16 protein-coding genes are annotated in these 17,623 nt (G+C 71.2%); 6 read left to right on the top strand and 10 right to left on the bottom strand.

The genetic code is table 11. The annotated features are described in order from the left end of the window. Positions 1-86: 86 nt before the first annotated feature. Genes OVA17_RS03175 through OVA17_RS03160 form a run of 4 tightly spaced genes read right to left on the bottom strand, consistent with a single transcriptional unit; the run spans position 87 to position 5,668 of the window. Positions 87-2,471: a glycoside hydrolase family 3 N-terminal domain-containing protein gene (locus OVA17_RS03175; RefSeq protein ID WP_267788126.1), complete on the bottom strand. Its 2,385-nt coding sequence runs from the start codon at positions 2,469-2,471 to the stop codon at positions 87-89. 7 nt (positions 2,472-2,478) lie between these two features. Continuing rightward, positions 2,479-3,363, bottom strand: a complete 885-nt coding sequence (locus tag OVA17_RS03170) for a carbohydrate ABC transporter permease (RefSeq protein WP_267788125.1) — start codon at positions 3,361-3,363, stop codon at positions 2,479-2,481. Then, positions 3,360-4,373, bottom strand: coding sequence for a carbohydrate ABC transporter permease (locus tag OVA17_RS03165; protein WP_267788123.1), 1,014 nt, complete (start codon positions 4,371-4,373; stop codon positions 3,360-3,362). The genes OVA17_RS03170 and OVA17_RS03165 overlap by 4 nt, the downstream gene beginning before the upstream one ends. A gap of 11 nt (positions 4,374-4,384) precedes the next feature. Next, positions 4,385-5,668 (bottom strand): extracellular solute-binding protein, encoded by a 1,284-nt coding sequence (locus OVA17_RS03160; protein ID WP_210072900.1) that lies wholly within the window; start codon positions 5,666-5,668, stop codon positions 4,385-4,387. Between the two features lie 175 nt (positions 5,669-5,843). On the opposite strand from OVA17_RS03160, the gene OVA17_RS03155 reads away from it, so the two are divergent. From OVA17_RS03155 to mmuM, 3 genes are all read left to right on the top strand, one after another. Next, positions 5,844-6,845, top strand: a complete 1,002-nt coding sequence (locus OVA17_RS03155) for a LacI family DNA-binding transcriptional regulator (protein WP_267788122.1) — start codon at positions 5,844-5,846, stop codon at positions 6,843-6,845. 178 nt (positions 6,846-7,023) lie between these two features. Continuing rightward, positions 7,024-7,530, top strand: a complete 507-nt coding sequence (locus OVA17_RS03150; RefSeq protein ID WP_210072902.1) for a MarR family winged helix-turn-helix transcriptional regulator — start codon at positions 7,024-7,026, stop codon at positions 7,528-7,530. Beyond that, positions 7,527-8,381, top strand: a complete 855-nt coding sequence (gene mmuM, locus OVA17_RS03145) for a homocysteine S-methyltransferase (protein ID WP_267788120.1) — start codon at positions 7,527-7,529, stop codon at positions 8,379-8,381. Before OVA17_RS03150 ends, mmuM begins: the two co-directional genes overlap by 4 nt. A 127-nt stretch (positions 8,382-8,508) precedes the next feature. Here the strand turns inward: mmuM and OVA17_RS03140 are convergent, their stop codons facing one another. Next, the gene (locus OVA17_RS03140) at positions 8,509-9,417 is read right to left on the bottom strand and encodes a hypothetical protein (RefSeq protein WP_267788118.1); all 909 of its coding nucleotides are present in this window, start codon (positions 9,415-9,417) and stop codon (positions 8,509-8,511) included. A 91-nt stretch (positions 9,418-9,508) separates the two neighbouring features. Continuing rightward, positions 9,509-9,982 carry an Lrp/AsnC family transcriptional regulator gene (locus OVA17_RS03135; RefSeq protein ID WP_267788116.1) on the bottom strand — a complete coding sequence of 158 codons (474 nt, stop codon included), beginning with the start codon at positions 9,980-9,982 and terminating at the stop codon, positions 9,509-9,511. Between the two features lie 155 nt (positions 9,983-10,137). Between OVA17_RS03135 and ald the strand changes: the two genes are divergently transcribed. Beyond that, entirely contained in the window at positions 10,138-11,223 is a 1,086-nt protein-coding gene (gene ald / locus OVA17_RS03130) for an alanine dehydrogenase (protein WP_267788115.1), read from the top strand. 42 nt (positions 11,224-11,265) lie between these two features. Here the strand turns inward: ald and OVA17_RS03125 are convergent, their stop codons facing one another. Together OVA17_RS03125 and OVA17_RS03120 are read right to left on the bottom strand one after the other, a co-directional pair. Next, a complete protein-coding gene (locus OVA17_RS03125; protein ID WP_210072912.1) occupies positions 11,266-11,949 on the bottom strand; it encodes a response regulator in 684 nt (227 codons plus the stop codon). Beyond that, positions 11,946-13,550: a sensor histidine kinase gene (locus OVA17_RS03120; RefSeq protein WP_267789350.1), complete on the bottom strand. Its 1,605-nt coding sequence runs from the start codon at positions 13,548-13,550 to the stop codon at positions 11,946-11,948. The genes OVA17_RS03125 and OVA17_RS03120 overlap by 4 nt, the downstream gene beginning before the upstream one ends. Before the next feature lie 136 nt (positions 13,551-13,686). On the opposite strand from OVA17_RS03120, the gene OVA17_RS03115 reads away from it, so the two are divergent. After that, a complete protein-coding gene (locus tag OVA17_RS03115; RefSeq protein ID WP_267788112.1) occupies positions 13,687-15,141 on the top strand; it encodes a cation:dicarboxylate symporter family transporter in 1,455 nt (484 codons plus the stop codon). Then, complete coding sequence (locus OVA17_RS03110) at positions 15,138-15,971, top strand: aldolase/citrate lyase family protein (protein ID WP_267788110.1); 834 nt, start codon at positions 15,138-15,140, stop codon at positions 15,969-15,971. Before OVA17_RS03115 ends, OVA17_RS03110 begins: the two co-directional genes overlap by 4 nt. Positions 15,972-16,112: 141 nt before the next feature. On the opposite strand, the gene OVA17_RS03105 is transcribed toward OVA17_RS03110, so the two are convergent. Together OVA17_RS03105 and OVA17_RS03100 are read right to left on the bottom strand one after the other, a co-directional pair. Continuing rightward, positions 16,113-16,670 carry a DUF1992 domain-containing protein gene (locus tag OVA17_RS03105; protein ID WP_267788108.1) on the bottom strand — a complete coding sequence of 186 codons (558 nt, stop codon included), beginning with the start codon at positions 16,668-16,670 and terminating at the stop codon, positions 16,113-16,115. Continuing rightward, positions 16,667-17,599 carry an oxygenase MpaB family protein gene (locus OVA17_RS03100; protein ID WP_267788107.1) on the bottom strand — a complete coding sequence of 311 codons (933 nt, stop codon included), beginning with the start codon at positions 17,597-17,599 and terminating at the stop codon, positions 16,667-16,669. The genes OVA17_RS03105 and OVA17_RS03100 overlap by 4 nt, the downstream gene beginning before the upstream one ends. Between the last annotated feature and the right edge of the window lie 24 nt (positions 17,600-17,623).

The raw sequence follows: 17,623 nt of genomic DNA, 5'->3' as shown, positions 1-17,623 counted from the left end.
CCACTGCTCGCCGCGCGGTTCCGAGCAGGTGCAAAAACCGGTGCGAGAGCCGATGCGGTGGTCTGTCTCGCACCCCGCCCGCGCCGTCAGCCCCGCCGCACCTCGACCTCGACGATCCGCGCGTCCTCGACGCCCAGCTCGTACGTCGGCCCGACGATCCGCAGCGCCACCGCTTCGTCGACGTCGGCGCACGAGGACCCGAGCCGCAGCTCCACCTCGCCCGCCTCGACGACGCGCCGCATCGAACGGTCGCTGTAGGCCAGCCGCGAGGCGGGCACGGTGAAGCGCACCTCGGCGCTTTCGCCGGGCGCGAGCTCGACCCGCGCGTACGCCACGAGCTGCGCCACCGGGCGTGTCACGCTGGCCACCGCGCGGTGCGCGTACACCTGCACGACGTCCGCCCCGTGCCGGTCTCCGGTGTTCGTCACGCGCGCCGACACGGTGAACGCGTCACCGGCGCGCACCTCGGCAGAAGCTCCGGATGCCGACACACCGGCGCCCCGCTCAACGCTCAAGCCGACGCCCTCGGCAGGTGCCGCTCCGGCGGACGCGACCCCGTCCGCCCGCAGCTCGCCACGCTCGAACGACGTGTACGACAGCCCGAACCCGAACGGCCGCACCGGAGTCGGGTCGGTGCTGGTCACCCCCGAGGGTCCGCCGAGCAGCGGGTGCAGGTACGAGTACGGCTGCGCGCCTGCCGAACGGGGGAGCGAGACGGGCAGACGGCCCGAGGGAGTGGCATCCCCCGCCAACAGCGCTGCCAGCGCCGGCGCGCCCTCCTCACCGGGGAAGAACGCCTGCAGCACCGCGGCGGGACCGCCCGCGGTGTCGAGCGCCCAGTCCAGGGCGTACGGACGGCCCGTCAGCAGGACGAGTACGACAGGGGTTCCCGTGGACACGACCGCCTCGACGAGCTGGCGTTGCACGCCCGGCAGGTCGAGGGAGTCGGCGTCGTTGCCCTCGCCGACGGTTCCGCGCCCGAAGAGCCCGGCGCGGTCGCCGACGACGACGATCGCCACCTCGGCGTCGCGGGCGAGGGCGGCCGCCGTGTCCAGACCCGAGAGATCGGTCCCCTCGACCGTGCATCCCTCGGCGTACGCGATCTCGCCGAAACGCTCGACGAGGGCTTCGCGCACGGTCGGCAGTGAGAAGCCGAGCGGGAAGCTCGGGTGGTGAGCGAGCACGTGGTTCGCGAACGAGTAGCAGCCCATCAGCGCGTCGGTACTGTCGGCGTTCGGGCCGATCAGCGCGATCCGTCCGGGTGAGGCGAGCGGCAGCACGCCCTCGTTGCGCAAGAGTACGACGGACTCCTCGGCCAGACGGCGCGCGAGCGCGCGGTGCTCGGTGTCGTCGAGGTCGACCGCGGTCGGGGCCGCGGAGAAGTCGGCATCCAGCAGCCCGAGATCCTCCTTCTCGGCCAGCACGCGCAGGACGGCACGGTCGACCACGGCTTCGGGGAGGGCTCCGGATGCCACCCGCTCGGCCAGGTGCGGATACGCGTCGGGCCCCGGGAGTTCGACGTCGATCCCCGCCTCGAGGGCGAGTTGCGCGGCCTCGCCGCGGTCGGCCGCGATCCCGTGCATCGATCGGAGGAACTCCACGGCGAAGTAGTCGGAGACGACCGTGCCGTCGAAGCCCCAGCGTCGGCGCAGCAGATCCGTCAACAGCTCGGGGTTCGAGGCCACCGGTACGCCGTCGATCTCGGTGTACGAGTTCATGACGCTGCGCACCCCGCCGTCGCGCACGGCCATCTCGAACGGGGGGAGGAAGACATCCTGCAGCTCGCGCCGACCGGCCGACACGGGTGCGTGGTTGCGGCCGGCGCGTGAGGCGGAGTAGCCCACGAAGTGCTTGAGTGTCGCGTGCACGCCCGCCGCCTGCAGCCCGCGCACGTAGGCCGTTCCGATGGTCCCGACGACGTAGGGGTCCTCGGCGATGCACTCGTCGACCCGGCCCCATCGGGCGTCGCGTACGACGTCGAGCACCGGCGCCAGGCCCTGGTGAACCCCCACCTCGCGCATCGATCGACCGATCGCGGATGCCATGAGTTCCACGGCATCCGGATCGAAAGAGGCTCCCCAGGCGAGGGGGGTGGGGAAGGTCGCCGCCTTCCACGCCGCGAAACCGGTCAGGCACTCCTCGTGGACGAGCGCCGGGATGCCCAGGCGCGTCTCGTCCTGCAGGCGGCGCTGTTCGCCCCACAGCCAGGCGGCGCGCTCGACGGGGTCGACGGGCCGCGTGCCGTAGACGCGCGTGAGGTGGCCGAGCCCGTGAGCGGTGGCATCCACGTAGGCGGTGGAGGTGACCTTCTCGCCCGAGAGCGGGGCGACGACCTCGTCGCCCTGGTCGACCCAGTACCCGACGAGCTGGGCGAGCTTCTCGTCGAGGGTCATGTCGGCCACGAGGGCCTTCACCCGAGGGGTGATCCCCCGTGTGCGGGCAGCGCCGACGTCGGTGTTCTGAATGGTCATCGTGGGATCAGCCCTTCACGGCACCGGTGAGTCCGCCCACGATCCGTCGCTCGAACACGCTGAAGAACAGCAGAGCGGGGATCATCGACAGAGAGGTGAAAGCGAGTACTCGGGCGGTGTCGACCGAGTACTGCGAGGCGAACGCCTGGGTGCCCAGCGGCAGCGTGTAGGCGGCCTCGTTGTTGAGGATGAACAGCGGCAGCATGTACGAGTTCCAGCTGTTGACGAAGGCCAGGATGCCGACCGTCACCACCGCGGGCACCGCGAGAGGCAGCACCATGCGCCAGAAGAAGCCGAGACGGCCGAGCCCGTCGATCGAGGCGGCCTCCTGCAGCTCGCTCGGAATGGCGGCGAGGAACGGCGACAGGATGATGATCGTCAGGGGCAGGGCGAAGGCGATCTGCGGCACGATGACGCCCGCGAGCGAGTTCGTCAGGCCGAGATTGCGCACCAGGATGTACAGGGGCGTGATCGCGACGGTCATCGGGAACATCAGGCCCGCGGTGAACAGGGCGTACACGGCTCCGCGCCCGCGGAAGCGGTACCGGGCCAGGCCGTAGGCCGCCATCATGCCCAGCGCGACGACGAACGCCGTCGTCGCGATCGCGGCGATCGCGGAGTTGCCGACCTGGCCCCAGAACGCGGGGCTCGCGAGCACGTCGGCGTAGTTCTGCCAGTTCCAGGTGGTGGGAAAGCCCGAGGGATCCACGGTGATCTCGGCGTTCGAGCGGAAGCCGCCGAGGATGATGTAGACCACCGGGGCGAGCATCATCCCGATCAGCAGCAGGGCGACGAAGCCGACGAACACCGAGCTGCCGCGGTTCGCTCCGGCGGGGCGTCGGCGCGGGGTCCTCCCGCCGCGAGGGGTGACGAGGGTGGCGGTGGCGGTCATTTCGAACCTCCCGTGAGAGCGCCGGCCGTGTCGCGCCGCAGCACGAAGCGCTGATAGACGAGGGCGACGGCGAGCGAGATGAGGAACATCACCACGGCCACGGCGCTGCCGTACCCGAAGCTGCCGGCATTGCGACCGTTGGCGACCATGTAGGTGGCCATCGTGGAGGTCCCCGCCGTGGAGGCGACGTACTGGCCCCAGACGATCCAGACGAGGTCGAACAGCTGGAGGGAGCCGATGATCGACAGGAACGCCCAGATGCGTATCGTCGGTCCCATGAGGGGCAGGACGATGTGGCGCTGGATCTGCCAGTACGAGGCACCGTCGATCGCGGCGGCCTCGCTCAGCTCCTCGGGAATGCCCTGGAGACCGGCGAGGAAGAGGATCACGGCGAAGCCGATGTACTTCCACGTGATGATGATGAGCAGCGTCCAGATCGCCAGCGCCGGATCGGAGATCCAGTCCGCGCGGAGCGAGCCGAGCCCGATCTTCTCCAGAGCCCCGTTGAGCGCGCCGCCCGACTGCAGCATGAGGCCCCAACCGAGACCCACGACGACCTCGGAGATGACGTAGGGCACGAAGATCAGCACGCGGATGAGCGACTGCGCGCGCATCTTGCGATTCAGCAGCAGCGCGAGGCCCAGCGCGAGAGGTCCCTGCAGCACGAGGGATCCGACGACGATGAACGCGTTGTGGCCGAGGGCTTCGTGGAAGGCCGGGTCGGTGAGGATGGTGATGTAGTTTCGCAGCCCCACGAAGTCGACGGGAGCGCCGAAGCCCGACCACTTGTAGAAGCCGTAGTAGGCGGCGAGGGCGACGGGCAGGATGACGAACGACACGAACACCACCAGGGCGGGGCCCAGGAGGATCGCGAGTTCGCCGCGGATGCGCCAGTTCTCGAGCCGCCGCCGCGCGGTCGGCCGCCCGGCCGAGGGGGCGCGTGTGGCGCCATCCCCGGCCGGGCGGCCTGACCCGGCGTCGGTCGCCGAGGTGGCGAGCTGGGTGGTCATGGTCGGCGTCCTCAGCGGGAAGCGGCGGCGTTGACGGCGTCGACGATGCCCTGCGGGCTGCCCTTGCCGGCGAACAGGTCGACGACGGCGACGTTCAGGGCGTTGCCGACGTTCTGTCCGTACAGGGTGTCGAGCCAGACCGAGACGTAGGGGGCGTCGGTGTACGCCTTCAGCGCGGACTGCAGGGCGGGGGTGGTGACGGCATCCGTCGCCTCGCTCGAGGCGGGGATGGTCTGGAAGGCCGCGGCGTACTTCTCCTGGTTCTCCTTGTTGACGAGGAAGTTCAGGAAGTCGGTGCACTGCGCGGGGGCGTTGACCCAGCACGAGTAGCCGTCGACGCCGCCCATGATCGCGCCCTCTTCGCCCTTGCCGCCGGGAACCTCGGGGAAGGGGAACCAACCGAGGTCGGCGAGGGGCTTCTCATCGGGCGTGAGCGAGGCGATCACGCCGGGGTTCCAGGCACCCATGAGTTCCATGGCGGCCTGGTGGTTGGCGAGCAGGCCCGCCGACGAACCGGCACCCTGCTGGGCCGCCGTGGTGAGGAAGCCGTCGTTGAAGGGCTGGGTCTTCAGGAACGACTCGAGGTTCTCACCCGCCTGCAGCCAGCACGGGTCGTCGAAGCTGCGGCTCTGCGCCGCGGTGTCCAGGACGTCCTTCGAGCAGGCGCGCAGCGCGAAGTTGTAGTACCAGTGGGCCGCGGGCCAGGCGTCCTTCGCCCCCACGGCGATCGGGGCGACGCCCGTGGCGCGGATCTTCGCGTCGGCGGCCTGCAACTCGTCGATCGTCTCGGGGGCGGCGGAGACGCCGGCCGCGGACAGGAGATCCTGCGAGGTGAAGATGCCCGAGGGGAGCACGGCGACGGGCATGCCGTAGTTCTTGCCGTCGACCTCGAAGGCGCCGAGCGAGTTGCCGAGAGCGGTCTTGACCTCGGGCGTGATCTTGTCGGTGAGGTCCATCGCCTGGCCGGCCGCGACGATGTCGGCGAGCTTGCCGCCGCCGCGAGCCATGAACAGGTCGGGGGCGTCGCCCGAGTTGAGGGCGGTCTGGAGCTTGCCGTCCATCTCTTCGTTCTGCAGGGCCTGGATCTCGATCGTGACGCCGGGATTCGCCGCCTCGAACGCCGCGGCCGTGTCTTCCCAGTACTTCTTGCCGTCACCCGTGGTGGAGTTGTGCCACAGCGTCAGCGTGACCGAACCGTCGGCGTTCTGGCCGCCGCCGCCCGCGGCGCAGCCACCGAGGGCGAGTGTTCCGGCGACGGCGAGGGCCGCTCCGGCGAGGATTTTGCGCGTGTTCATGTGATTCCCGTTTCTCTTCGTCGAGGTGCGCCGTGGGACGCGTCGGTGTTCGGCTGCTTCGCCGTTCGTGCGCTTCTCGGGGTCTGCTGCCCGCCGAGGTGTCAGCAGTGTCGCCCGGGTCTCGCGCGAACGTCAAACGTTTTCGAAAATGTTTTCCACGCTATGGTCGGATGCCATGACGAGGCGCGCGACCATCCACGACGTCGCCGCGGCGGCCGGGGTCTCGGTGGCCACGGTGTCGAAGGCGGTGAACGGGCGCTACGGGGTGTCGCCCGAGACCGTGGGGCGGGTCCTGGACGCCGTGAAGACCCTCGGGTACGAGTCGAGCCTCGTCGCCAGCAGCATGCGCTCGCGCCGGACGGGCGTGATCGGCGTGCTCGTGGCCGACATCGAGCCGTTCTCCGCCGAGATCCTCAAGGGAGTCGGGGGAGCCCTGTCCGACACCGGGTACGACCTCTTGGCCTACACGGGCGCGCGTCGCGACGGCGAGGGCTGGGAGCGCCGCTCGCTGAGCCGGCTGAGCGGCACGCTCATCGATGCGGCGATCATCGTCACGCCCACGGTCGTCAACGTCTCGGGAGAGGTGCCCATCGTGGCCATCGACCCGCACACGGGCCGGGGAGACCTGCCGACCGTCGAGTCCGACAGCTACACCGGCGCGCAGCAGGCCGTGCACTATCTCGTGCAGCTCGGTCACCGGCGCATCGGCTTCATCGCGGGGCGGCCCGATCTGCGCTCCGCGGTCGCCCGCGCCTCGGGGTACCGCGCGGGGCTCGCCGCCGCGGGGATCCCGTTCGACTCCGCGCTGGTCGGCGTCGGACGCTACGAGCAGGACGTCGCGCGCGAAGCCGCCGAGGCCATGCTCTCGCTCGACGACCCGCCCACGGCGGTGTTCGCCGCGAACGATCTCTCGGCGCTGTCGATCATCGAGGTCGCCGCCGCGCGGGGGTTGAGCGTGCCCGGCGATCTGTCGGTGGTCGGTTTCGACGACGTGCCCGAGGCCGCCCGCGCGCAACCCGCCCTGACCACGGTCCGCCAGCCGATGAAGCGCCTCGGCGCCGAGGCCGTGCGGATGGTGCTCGCGCTGCTGGCCGGGGAGACCCTGCCCGAGACGCACATCGAACTCCCGACGCGCCTCGTCGCGCGGGCGACGACCGCGCCGCCGCGCTCGCGCTGAACCGCGTGGGGCCCCGGCATCCGGTGCCCGCCCGCGTCGAGTGTCCATGACACGCCGCGCGGGACCGTGCCGACGCGGCGTGTTCTGGACACCCGACGAGTTCCTTCCCGGGGCGCGCGAAACGCCCGCTCCGCCCGTCGCGCGCCGCACCACCCCGCGGCTCGGGTACCGTCGAGGTGTGCCCACTGCCAGCAGTAAAGACGACGAGGTCGACCTCCTCATCGACGCCTGGTCGCAGTTGCTGCCCGACGTCGACCTGACGCCCCTCGACGTGATGTCGCGCCTGCGCCGCGCGGCCTTCCACCTGTCGAAGCTCCGCGCCAAAGCCTTCGCCAGCGCCGACATCGCCGTCTGGGAGTTCGACGTTCTCGCCGTGCTCCGCCGCGCCGGCACCGAGCTCAGCGCAACGCGCCTGATCACAGCGACCATGATCGGCAGCGCCGCCATGACGAACCGCCTCGACAAGCTCGCCGAGCGCGGACTCGTCAATCGCCGCCCCAACCCCTCCGACGGCCGCGCGATCCTCGTCGCGATCACCGCCGAGGGCATCGAGCGCGTGGACGCGGCGATGACCGAGCTCGTCCGCCTCGAAGCCGACGCGCTCCGCGATGTCAGCCGACACGACCAGGCCCTTCTCGCGAGCGCTCTGCGCGTGCTCGCGGCGGGCGAGACGCACGAGGCGTGATCGACCTCGTCGCCACCGTGACCCGACGCCCCGTCGTCCTCGACGGCGGCCTGGGCACCCTGCTCGAGGCGCGCGGCAACGACGTCACCTCCGCGCTGTGGTCGGCCCGCGTGCTGCGAGACGAGCCCCACGAGGTGCGCGCGGCCCACGCCGAGTTCGTCGCCGCGGGAGCCGAGGTCGTCATCACCGCCTCGTACCAGCTGAGTTTCGGGGGAGAGATCCCGGATGCCGAGGTCGAGGCGCTCCTGCGCCGCTCGGTGTCTCTCGCGCGAGAGGCCGGCGATGTGGCGGTCGCGGCCTCCGTCGGCCCGGTGGGTGCCCTGCGCGCCGACGGCAGTGAGTACACCGGCTCCTACGGGCTGAGTCTCGACGAGCTGCGCAGCGCGCATCGCCGCCGCTTGCACGTTCTCGCCGAATCGGGTGCCGACCTCCTCGCCGTCGAGACCATCCCCTCCGTTCTCGAAGTGGAGGCGCTCGCCCTCGAACTCGATGATCTCGGTGTCCCCGCCTTCGTCAGCGTCTCCGCCGACAGCACCGGTTACGCGCACCGAGGCGCCCGCGCCGAGGCCCTGCGCACCGCGGCATCGGTCTCGAGCGTGCTCGCCGTGGGCGTCAACTGCTGCGCGCCCGAGACGGTGCTTCCCGCGCTCGCCGAGGCTCCCGGCATCCCGCTCCTGGCGTATCCGAACACCGGTGAGAGGTGGGACGCCGCCACACGCACCTGGCATGGCGGTACGGCGCCCCTGGCCGACGCGGCACCTTCGTGGGTCGCCGCCGGCGCGCGTCTGGTGGGCGGTTGCTGCCGCTCGACGCCCGCCGACATCGCGGCGATCGCGGCCGCGGTGCGCTGAGGCCGCGATCGGGTGCGCAGCCCGACGGTTCGGGGCTCTCGGTTGCTCTCGGACCTGTTGCGGAGCAGCCGTGCGACGGCACCGGTCGATGACGCGGCCGAGGCAACGCGCGTGCGGGTGCGAGCGCTCAGACGGTGATCCGCGGCCGCCGCCGGGGTGTCGCGTCGGTGAGCAACTCGACCTCCTCGGGGCGCCAGCCGTAGTCGGCGGCCAAGCGCTCCCGCAGCGCGGATATCGCCGACGGCACAGAGATCTCCACGCCGTGCAGCGAGTCGACGGTCGAGGGGTCGAGATCTCGCGCGGCCCGGCGCAGATCCAGCAGCAGAACGCGGACGCGTTCGCGGCCGAAGGCGGCGGTGGCGAGATTCCAGTCGCCGATCGAGATCGAGGCCCCCCGGCGGCGGCCCCCGGCGGTGGCACCCGCGGAGGGCAGGCCGATGATGACGATCGAGACGCCGGTCAACAGCATCGCCGAGATGCCGGCCACGATGACACCGGTGGGGGAGAACACGGGGTCGAACGAGTCGCTCTCGAGCGAGAGGACGCCACGAGCCGTGGAGTACAGCGCGTATGCGCCCATCGCGGTGGTGAGCACGAAGCGGGATCGGCGGGGCAGCGCGCTCGCCCGGAACGCCAGGACGGCGCAGAGGCCGCAGGCGAGGGCGAGGGTGAACGCCTTGATCGTCGTGACCGCGGCGGGCGCGAGGGTGAAGCCCAGGGCGGCCACGGCGGCGACGGCCACCGCGATCGGCAGGGATCGGGTGAGGGGGCGATCGGGCGTCACGACGAGGGCGGCGCACAGCAGTGCGGGGGCGAGGATCATCGTGGTGTCGGCGGCGACCCGGGTCAGGTCTCCGGCTCCGTTCGACGCCATGATGTCCAGCACGGCCGCACCGACCGAGACCGCTCCCGAGAGGGCTCCGACCCTCAGGAACACACCGAGAGCGCCCGCGCTGCCGATACGCGGGAGGATCACGCAGATCACTCCGATCGCCAACACCACGCACATGACGGCTACGCCGATCGACAGCACCATGAAACCCCCCGGGGTCTCATCATGGCGGCGCCGTCTGGTACGCCGGCCGTCTTGACGGCGGCCGTGCCGGGGACTATCGACCCGGGCGGGGTCAGTCGAAATCCGCCGCCAGGGCGTTGCGGTGGTACTCGAAGATGATGCTCGTGCGGGTGGAGGCCACGCTGTGCCGGGCCGAGAGGTGGTCGACGACGAAGCGGCGCACGGCCGAGGAATCGTCGACCGCGATGTGCACGAGGAAGTCGTCCGCCCCGCCCAGGAAGAACAGCTGGATCACGTCCGGATGGCGGCGGATCTCGTGCGCGAACGCGCGAATGCTCTCCTGACGCTGCCCCGGTCGTAGCGTCACGCCCACGATCGCCTGCAGGCCCCGGCCGAGACGGCTCTGGTCGACGGCGGCGTGGAAGCCGGTGAGCAGACCGCGGTCGATGAGCCCCCGCAGTCGGGTATGAGCGGTGGATGCCGCGACCCCGAGCGCCTCGGCGAGCGCGGCGTTCGTCATGCGGGCGTCGGCGGACAGCAGCTCTATCATCCGGGCGTCGAGCGGGTGCAGATCGTCCCCGGCCATCGCAGATCCTTCGTTTCAGAGGACCGAAGAAGCCCTCGGTATCCGATGATATCGCCGTCCTCGCCGTAAATACCGACCTTTCTTCGGGGAAACACCACGGAAACACGCTTTTCTGCGATTCTCTCCGCAACGCTCATCCGCTCGAGGAGGAACCCATGCGCGTCTGCGTGCCCACCGAGATCAAGAACAACGAGAACCGCGTCGCGATGACACCCGCGGGAGTCGATGCGCTCGTCCACCGCGGCCACGAGGTGCTCGTCCAGGCGGGCGCGGGCGAGGGCAGCGGCTTCGCCGACGAGCAGTACCGCGCCGCGGGCGCCGAGATCGTCGCCACCGCCGACGAGACCTGGGCACGCGCCGAACTCCTGGTCAAGGTCAAGGAGCCCATCGCCCCCGAATACCGGTTCCTGCGCGCCGATCTCACCCTCTTCACCTACCTGCACCTCGCCGCCGATCGGCCGCTGACCGATGCGCTCATGGCCGCGGCGACCACGGCTGTCGCCTACGAGACCGTGCAGACCGCCGATCGCGCCCTGCCGTTGCTGGCGCCGATGAGCGAGGTCGCCGGACGCCTGTCGATCATCGAGGGCGCCCACCACCTGCTGCGCGCCTCGGGTGGCCGGGGTCTGCTCCCCGGCGGTGTGCCCGGCACCCCGCGGGCCAAGGTGGTCGTCATCGGCGGCGGCGTCGCCGGCGAGCACGCCGCGGCGAACGCTCTCGGTCTCGGTGCCCGTGTGACGGTCGTCGACATCTCGCTGCCCAAGCTGCGTCAGCTCGAGGAGCGCTTCGGCGGCGCGATCGAGACCCGCGCCTCGACCCGCCTCGAGATCGCCGAGCAGCTGGCCGACGCCGACCTCATCATCGGCTCGGTGCTCATTCCCGGGGCCGCCGCGCCCAAGCTCGTCACCGACGACATGGTCGCGGCGATGAAGCCCGGCTCCGTGCTCGTCGACATCGCGATCGACCAGGGCGGCTGTTTCGAGGGCTCGCGTCCCACGACGCACGACGAGCCGACCTTCCGTGTCCACGATTCGCTGTACTACTGCGTCGCGAACATGCCCGGCGCGGTGCCGCACACCTCGACCCGGGCCCTGTCGAACGCCACCCTGCCCTACATCACGCGCATCGCCGACCGGGGGTGGGAGGCCGCGGCATCCGCCGATCCCGCCCTGGCCAAGGGCCTGAACGTGCGCGCCGGCGTCGTGGTGAACGAGGGCGTACGCGCGGCGTTCGACCTCTGATCCGCGTCCCCGCGGTGGACACTCGACGAGGGCGGGCCGCCGCTAGCCGCGGAGCCAGGCGTAGGTGATCTCGGGGCGGCCCTGGCCGCCGTAGCGGGGTTCGCGGCGGACGCGACCGACGTCGGCGAGGTGCTCGAGGTAGCGCCGGGCGGTGACGCGCGACATGCCCTCGCTCTCGCCGACCTCGGTCGAGGACACGGCGCCGGAGGCCGTGCGCACGCGCTCCGCCACGGCCTGCAGCGTCTCGTCGCTCAGGCCCTTCGGCAGGGTCGGGGCAGCGATGGTCCGAAGCGTGCCCAGCAGCGCGTCGACCTCGGACTGCGTCGCCTCTCCCGCCGCGCGATCCAGGCCCTCGACGTAGGACCGGTACGCCTCGAGACGCTCGCGGAAAGCGGCGAACGCGAAGGGCTTGATGAGGTACTGTACGACGCCGATCGAGACCGCCGCGCGCACGGTCGCGGCATCTCGAACCGCGGTGACGGCGATGATGTCAACGCGAGACCCCATCGCGCGCACGCGTCGGGCGACGTCGAGACCGGTGCCGTCGGGCATCGTCATGTCGAGAAGGACGAGGTCGATACGGCGCTCGGGATCGCTCAGGGCGGTGAGCGCCGCGCGGGCTCCCGCGGCATGACCGGCGACCTCGAAACCGGGCACTCGAGCGACGTAGGCGGAATGCAGCTCCAACGCCAGCGCGTCGTCGTCGACGACCAGCACCCTGATCACGGCGCCACCTCCTCGGCGACGGCGGGAAGGAAAACGCGCACGGTCGTGGGGTCCTCCACCACCTGCAGCGTGCCGCCGTGCGCCGCGACGATGTCGCGCACGAGGGCGAGACCGACACCGCGGCCTCCGGCGGAGTGCGCCGGCTTGGTGGACGCGCCGAACGCGAAGGGATCGGCGAGCGCGGGGTCGAACCCGGTGCCGCTGTCGGACACCTCGAGCACCACGTCGCCTCCGCCTGCGCGAAGCGCCGCGTGCACCCAGCGGGGTTCGGCGCCGGCCGCCGCGGCATCCAGAGCGTTGTCGACGAGGTTTCCCACCACCGTCACCGCCTCGGCCGCGGGGAGCGGCAGCGCGGGCGCCGGCTCGGCGACGTCGAGGTCGAGGTGCACGCCGCGCTCGGCGGCCTCGTCGAGTTTGCCCAGCAGCAGGGCGACCACCACGGCGTCCTCGTCGTCCGAGACCAGGCGGTCGGCGAGCTCCTGACGTTCGCCGGTCGAGGCCACGATCAGACGGCGGGCTTCGTCGATGCGCCCGAGCTCGAGCAGGGCCAGCAGCGCGTGCAGGCGGTTGCCGTGTTCGTGGGTCTGCGAGCGCAGGGTGTCGCTGAGCGTGCGGACGCCCTCGAGCTCGCCGAGCAGCGCCTGCAGCTCCGACCGGTCGCGCAAGGTCATGACCCGACCGCGTTCCGGAGCGCGCCGGCCCGCCAGATCGCGCGCCTCCTCCTGGTTGACCAGCAGCACCCGCTCCCCGTTGACGACGGTCTCTTCGACCATGCGTCGACCGCTCGCGATGGCCTCGGCGAGGCCGGCGTCCATCTCGATCTCGCGGGGGTCGAGCGATACCTGCCCCGAGCGGGCCGGGGGCAGGCCCAGCAGGTCGGCGGCCTCGTCGTTGTAGAGCACGATGCGCCCGGCGCGGTCGGTGACCACGAGCCCCTCGCGCAGTGAGTGCAGCACCGTCTCGTAGCTCTCGACGAGACGCGACAACTCGGCGGGCGTGTACGAGCCGGTCACGCGTCGTGCGCTCTGTCGGACGTAGAGGGCTCCCAGTATCCCCATGCCGACGATGGCGGCGGATGCCAGGACGATCAGCGGTGCGCGAGCGGCGAGGTCCTGCTGCACGGCGCCGAGCGTGACGCCGACGGCGACCAGGCCCACGATGTCGCCGCTCTCGTCGCCCCCGTCGCGGATCGGCGCGATGGTGCGCACCGAGGGCCCGAGGGTTCCGTCGTAGACCTCGGTGTGCGTCTGGCCGGCAAGCGCCTCCGATCGCGAACCGAGGTACTGCTCGCCGATCTCGGACCTGTTGCGGTGGGTGAGACGGATGCCGTCGGGCGTCATGATCGTGACGAACGACAGGTCGGCGTCGGGGAGGATCTGCTCGACCATCGGCTGCAGGGCGCCGGAGTCGCGCCGCACGACCAGAGCGGCGACGTCGGGCTCGTGCGCGAGGGTCTCGGCGACGGAGCGGGTGACCTTCTCGGCCTCACGCTGGCCGGAGTCGTTCAACTGCACCGACAGCAGCGCCGCCAGCACGCCGGCGACGAGCACGACGACGCCCAGGGACACCAATGCCAGGCGTCCACCCACGCTCAGTCTCATCACCACGCCCTTCTCCGCGCTTGCCGTGAACAATACGACCACAAATCGCCGACGCGTCCGGCGTCGATCAAAGTCGTCACATCGACCGGCGCCCCCGCCGGACTCAACAAAGGCGTTAGAAAAGGGGAAGTCGCTCATGGCACTCTCACTCCGCACCACACGCGACGGCAGGCCGCGTAAGAAGATCGACCGCAACCACTGGCTCTACATCTCCGTCATCGTCGCGGTCGTGGCCGGTGTCATCGTGGGCCTGGTCGCCCCGCAGTTCGCCACGGCCCTCGAGCCCATCGGCAAGGGCTTCGTCAGCCTCATCAAGATGATGATCGCCCCGGTCATCTTCTGCACGATCGTCGTGGGAATCGGCTCGATCGCCAAGGCCTCCACGGTCGGCAAGATCGGCGGCCTGGCGATGGTCTACTTCCTCGTCATGTCGTCGTTCGCCCTGATCATCGGCCTCGTCGTCGGCAACATCATCCACCCGGGCGAGGGACTGAACATCGCGGGCGCCCAGTACGACGCCCCCGCGGCCGAGGCGACCTCCACCCAGGAGTTCATCCTGGGCATCATCCCCACCACGTTCTTCTCCGCCTTCACCGGCGGCAGCATCCTCCAGGTGCTGTTCATCGCCCTTCTCGTCGGCTTCGCCCTGCAGGGCATGGGCGAGCGCGGCGTGCGCATGGTCGAGGGCATCCGTAACTTCCAGGTGCTCGTCTTCCGCATCCTCGGCATGATCCTGTGGCTCGCCCCCATCGGCGCCTTCGGTGCCATCGCCGCCGTCGTCGGCAAGACCGGGTTCCAGGCCGTGATCAGCCTCGGCATCCTGATGGGCGCCTTCTACATCACGTGCTTCCTCTTCATCGCCGTGGTGCTCGGCACGCTGCTGTACGTCGTGACCCGCGTCAACATCTTCACGCTGATGAAGTACCTGGGCCGCGAGTACCTGCTCATCGTCGGTACCTCGTCGTCCGAGGCCGCTCTTCCCCGCCTCATCGCCAAGATGGAGCACCTCGGTGTCTCGAAGCCCGTCGTGGGCATCACCGTCCCGACCGGGTACTCCTTCAACCTCGACGGCACGGCGATCTACCTCACGATGGCCTCGCTGTTCATCGCCACCGCGATGGGCTCGCCCATGTCGATCGGTGAGCAGATCGGTCTCATGATCTTCATGATCATCGCCTCGAAGGGCGCCGCCGGCGTCACCGGCGCCGGTCTCGCCACCCTCGCCGGTGGTCTGTCGGCCTACCGCCCCGACCTGGTCGACGGCGTCGGCGTCATCGTCGGCATCGACCGCTTCATGTCCGAGGCCCGCGCCGTCACCAACTTCACGGGCAACGCGGTGGCCACGATGCTCATCGGCGTGTGGACCAAGCAGTACGACGGCCAGCGCGTCCGCGAGGTGCTCGCCGGCACCATCCCGTTCGACGAGACGATCCTCACCGGTCACGACCACTCGGCGACTCCCGCGGCGGATGCCAAGGAGCAGGCCTCCGCGGAGGTCGGCGCGGGCCCCGCGGCCACCGTCGACACGCAGTCGCTCGACGCTTTCCGCGCTCAGGCGGAGGCGGAGACGGCGGCACGGGGTCGCTCGTGACCCTGACGCACGACACCTCGGCGGGGGCGGCTTCGGCCGCCCCCGCCCCGGCGCGTGTCGACCTCGCGCGCACCTGGATGCTCCGCTCGCCGCTGGCGGGCGGTCTCGAGACCGCGGCCGACGTACTCGTGATCGACCTCGAAGACGGCCTCCCCGCGGGGCGAAAGGCCGAGGGCCGGGACCGCGCTCGGCGGGCCGCTGTCGACGCCCCGGTGTGGTTGCGCATCAGCGCCGCCGGGACGCGCGACGGAGAAGCCGATCTCGCGCTGGGCCGTGACCTCGACGATCGCCTGGCCGGGGTCGTCCTGGCCATGTGCGCCGGTCCCGACGACGTGGCTCACGTCGCGGCATCCCTTCCGGCCGGCACCCCGATCGTCGCGATGGTCGAGTCGGCCGCGGCGCTGCTGGCGGCACCGGCCATCGCCGCCCACCCCGCGACCCGTCGCCTCGCTTTCGGCACGGGCGACTTTCGTCGCGACACCGGGATGACCGCCGACCGCATCGCGCTGTCGTGGCCGCGCGCCCAGCTCGTCGTCGCCTCGGCCGCGGCGGGTATCGCGGGACCCATCGACGGCCCGTGCGGCCCGGTCGAGCAGGCTCGGGATGCCGCGCTCCACGCCGTCGCGATGGGCTTCACCGGCACGCTCGCGCTGAGGGATGCCGCCATCCCCGGCGCCCACGCCGGCTTCACACCCGCACCCGCCGACGTGGAAGCCGCCCGGTCGCTGCTGTCGACGACCCCCGATGGTCCCGTCGACGGCTCGTACGCGCCGGCACTCGCTCGGGCCCGGGCGCTGCTCGAGCGCGCGGAGGCGCTGGCAGCGCTCTGACGGCGCGGCGGGTCCGCGGCCCCCCCCGACCGCCCCGCGACATCGCACGGTCCTCCGAGACGACGCGGCGTTTACATGCCGAAGCGGGTGCGCAGGCGCCGATCGTGTGATCCAGACGTCAGCCGGGGAAAGCAACGCCGGTCAGGAGCGCCGGAACCAGCGCCGCCGTCGTTCCGGCGCCGCCCGTGCCGCCGCCTCCACGCGTGCGCGACGTCGTTCGATCCAGGCCGCCACCTCGGCCTCGACGTCCACCGTCGGCGTCACCACGGGCGGGCCGCCCTGGAGCTGCCGCCGAGCCTCGACCACGCGGCGGTTGAAGTCTTCGACCGCCTCGCGCACCTCGGGTTCGCGGGCGATGGCATCCAGTCGCTCCGCCAACTCGGCGTGCTCGACGCGCAGGGTCAACGCCGGAGGGCCGAGACCGGTGAGCTGTTCGGTCTCGATCTTGCGACGGATCCACCAGTCGGGGTCGTGCGAGCTGCCGAGGTCGGGGAGGGGCTTGCCGGCGCCGGGGAGGTTGTCGAACTCGCCGCGGCGGATCGCCTGTTGGATCGAGGTCTCGACGAAGGCGGCGCGCTCGGCAGCGGTCGAGCCCAGCGAGGGTCCCTCGGGTTCGGCGGATTCGGGCGCGAGACCGGCCTCGCGCAGCTGCCGGTCGAGCCGGTAGCGTTCCGCGGCCTGGCGGGCGTCGTCGCTCACGCGGCCTCCCGTCCGTCACGCTCCAGCCGGGCCAGTCGCAGCCGCGCCATGTCCTGGGCGCGGGGGCCCGAGCCCAGCGCGCGCTCGGTGACACGCAGGATCACGCGAGTCAGCGTCAACACGGGAAGAGGCCAACGCCGCACCCCGAGCATCTTCCGGTAACGACCGGGGATGGTTGCCACCGCTGCGGCGAACAGCACGCGGTAGGACAGACCCATGAGCCCGGAGAACGGCGGCTTGCGCAGGAACCTCACCACGTCGGCCACGCGTTCGTCGCCGCGCAGCTCGCCACGGTCGGCGAAGCCGTCGATCTCGGCGCGGAGATCTCGTCTGGTGAGGGGCGGGTCGACGACCCGCATGAGTCGACCGGCGGTGGCCCAATCGGAGACGTACGCGTCGGGTCCGCCGGGAATGGGCTTGCGCGACACCTCGTGTCCGGCGAGGAACGCGTCGGTGGAGGCGAGGTGCACCCATCGGACGAGGTCCGCCGCCTCGGCGGTGTACGCGCGTTCGCTTCCGTCGCCGCCGACGTACTCGCCCTCCACGCGGCGGTGAAACCTCCCGACGCGTGCGGTCTCGGCATCCGCCTGCGTCCTCGACCCGTACGTCAGCGTGATGACCCAGCGCACGGTGCCGGTGAGGCGACCGATCGGATCCTCGCGATAGCGCGACCAGTCGTGCACGCCGGCGAGCGCTCCCGGGTGCAGGGCCTGGAGAAGAAGGGCCCGGATGCCGGCCACGAGCGTGCCCATCCCGGCGTGCACGGTCCACGCGGGGCCGTTCTCGACGAAGTAGCCGGTGTCGTCTCCATCGGCGATCGCGCGGACGTAGGGGGCCATGCCGGTGGGATCTCCCGCGAGAGCGACGAGGATCTTGCCGCGCAGCGACTGGATCCAGCCGGGAGCGGAAGAGGAGGCGTCTATCGTCACCCTTCCAGCGTGCCACCGTCTGAG

Origin of the sequence: Microbacterium sp. SL75 (assembly GCF_026625865.1) — a bacterium.
In the GTDB taxonomy this organism is placed as follows: domain Bacteria; phylum Actinomycetota; class Actinomycetes; order Actinomycetales; family Microbacteriaceae; genus Microbacterium.
This window is presented reverse-complemented; position numbering and strand designations above follow the sequence as displayed.

Excerpts from the sequence above, each read along its gene's own strand:
- OVA17_RS03175 (WP_267788126.1), bottom strand. The coding sequence starts at position 2,471 with ATGACCATTCAGAACACCGACGTCGGCGCTGCCCGCACACGGGGGATC.
- OVA17_RS03170 (WP_267788125.1), bottom strand. The coding sequence starts at position 3,363 with ATGACCGCCACCGCCACCCTCGTCACCCCTCGCGGCGGGAGGACCCCG.
- OVA17_RS03165 (WP_267788123.1), bottom strand. The coding sequence starts at position 4,373 with ATGACCACCCAGCTCGCCACCTCGGCGACCGACGCCGGGTCAGGCCGC.
- OVA17_RS03160 (WP_210072900.1), bottom strand. The coding sequence starts at position 5,668 with ATGAACACGCGCAAAATCCTCGCCGGAGCGGCCCTCGCCGTCGCCGGA.
- OVA17_RS03155 (WP_267788122.1), top strand. The coding sequence starts at position 5,844 with ATGACGAGGCGCGCGACCATCCACGACGTCGCCGCGGCGGCCGGGGTC.
- OVA17_RS03140 (WP_267788118.1), bottom strand. The coding sequence starts at position 9,417 with ATGGTGCTGTCGATCGGCGTAGCCGTCATGTGCGTGGTGTTGGCGATC.
- OVA17_RS03135 (WP_267788116.1), bottom strand. The coding sequence starts at position 9,982 with ATGGCCGGGGACGATCTGCACCCGCTCGACGCCCGGATGATAGAGCTG.
- ald (WP_267788115.1), top strand. The coding sequence starts at position 10,138 with ATGCGCGTCTGCGTGCCCACCGAGATCAAGAACAACGAGAACCGCGTC.
- OVA17_RS03120 (WP_267789350.1), bottom strand. The coding sequence starts at position 13,550 with ATGAGACTGAGCGTGGGTGGACGCCTGGCATTGGTGTCCCTGGGCGTC.
- OVA17_RS03115 (WP_267788112.1), top strand. The coding sequence starts at position 13,687 with ATGGCACTCTCACTCCGCACCACACGCGACGGCAGGCCGCGTAAGAAG.